This is a genomic window from Deinococcus sp. Leaf326, from assembly GCF_001424185.1.
Taxonomy (GTDB): domain Bacteria; phylum Deinococcota; class Deinococci; order Deinococcales; family Deinococcaceae; genus Deinococcus.
The window spans coordinates 1-1619 of record NZ_LMOM01000106.1 but is presented as its reverse complement, the minus strand read 5'-3'; the positions used below and the strand labels follow the sequence as shown (position 1 = coordinate 1619).

Below are 1619 nucleotides of genomic sequence, written 5' to 3'. Positions count from 1 at the left end.
AGGCGGCGTTCTTCCTGCTGGGCACGGGTGAGTTTTGAGGGCTTCCAACCAGACATACCCACTCAGTATAGCAATGATCATTTACGCCGAGATCAATAATGTCCGGGTCTGACGGCAGCCGGAAGTGCAACGCCCGAGCTGCTGCTTCAGGCCATCCAGGCTGCGCCGGACGGCTTCACCCACCCGGAAGCCTGCACCCGCAGCGGCACCCGCTGGCCGACCGGCAGCACCGCGCTCTGGCGCCTGGTTGATACCGGCCGCGCCCAGGCCATCCCTACCAGCCGCGGCGCCCCCTGCGCCTACCGCTTCCAGGCAGTGGGTTAATGCCCCGCGTCATCTTCTTCCAACGCCGGCAGGAAAAAGCCCATGTCGTAATCGGGGGTTGCGAAGCCCCAGGACACCTCGAAGGTCAAGTGCAGGGGTTGGGGTTCATCCAGATGCACCACGACCTGGTGCACGGTGCCCTCCATCCCAAACCCACGCCGTTGACGCTGACGCGTCAGGGCCATCAACACATCAAAGCTCCGCTCATCCAGGAGGGTCCAGCGCCCTCCGGGTTCCACCACGCCAGGGCGGTACCAGTGAAAACTGGTGCTTGCGATCAACCAATTGACTTCGATGTCCCGAATGCGCAGGGGCACAGAACCCGTGTTGAGCAGGATCAGTTGAGTCGCTGCCGCAGCCCCGAAGCGCAGGTGGTCCATGGTGCGGGTTGCAGCCCACAACTCACAGCCCTCTCCTCCCAGCAACTGGCGCCATTGACCCAGCTTTTCAGGAGGCAACATGCACTTTCATATAGTGCCTTCGGGTCCGGAGCGTGTGCTGACCTGTCGTCGTTAAGGGAGAGACAAGGCAGGGGACAGCAAATCAGGTGCCATGTCTCCTCTTGCAGGCCCCAGCACGTCAGTCACCTGCGAGAACTGAGCCGTTACCAAGCCCCGTCCAATTGATCGAGTTCCTCGGGTTCGGTGAATCCCAGAGACCGTCTCCTGACTCTTTGGTACGCCCAAGTCCAGACCTCGTGACTGGGCGGGGTGGGGCTTTTTTCTGGCTCTGAGATAAGGTTATCCTCACTCAAAGGAACGACCAACCACAAAGACCATAGGTCAAACCTGTAGCGGCGTAATAGACATGCCCTGGGTTTGCCCCGATATTGCGTAGCTGAAGTTAAGCGGCCGTAGCTTGCCGTTCGAACTCGTGGGGCGTCAAGTCGCCTAGGGTGGAATGRCGACGCTGGCGGTTGGAGAAGACCTCGATGAACTCGAACACGGCCTGACGGGCAGACGCACGACTCTCAAAGATCTCGTCCTCGTACAGCTCCCGTTTCAGGGAGNCCAGCCTTCTCTGGTCGGCAGGAACGTCAGGTCCGACGCCCACACCTGATTCGGCTGCGCAACTTCGAACTGGCGCGCCAGCAGATTYGGGCAGACCGRCAGGGCATGGCCACCGTCCGTGGTTCGCACAAACCGTCGCTTTCCCTTCGCACGCAGACCACGGTCGCGCATCAGGCGGGCRACCCGCTTGCGGGACACCCGCTGCCCCTGAGCCTGCAACTCCGCATGAATGCGTGGTGCTCCATACCGTCCTTTGCTGCGCTGGTGAATGTCCTGGATGCGCTG

The 1619-nt window shown here is 61.3% G+C and carries 2 protein-coding genes and 1 pseudogene; all 3 read right to left on the bottom strand.

The genetic code is table 11. The annotated features are described in order from the left end of the window. Positions 1–320: 320 nt before the first annotated feature. A complete protein-coding gene (locus tag ASF71_RS22190) occupies positions 321–785 on the bottom strand; it encodes a hypothetical protein (protein ID WP_156373062.1) in 465 nt (154 codons plus the stop codon). A gap of 382 nt (positions 786–1167) precedes the next feature. Then, positions 1168–1333: pseudogene (locus tag ASF71_RS25495) on the bottom strand (IS3 family transposase); the annotation flags it as partial. Position 1334: 1 nt separating this feature from the next. After that, positions 1335–1619 (bottom strand): IS3 family transposase (locus ASF71_RS25490; protein WP_235514704.1); only part of this gene is annotated, 285 nt, incomplete at both ends.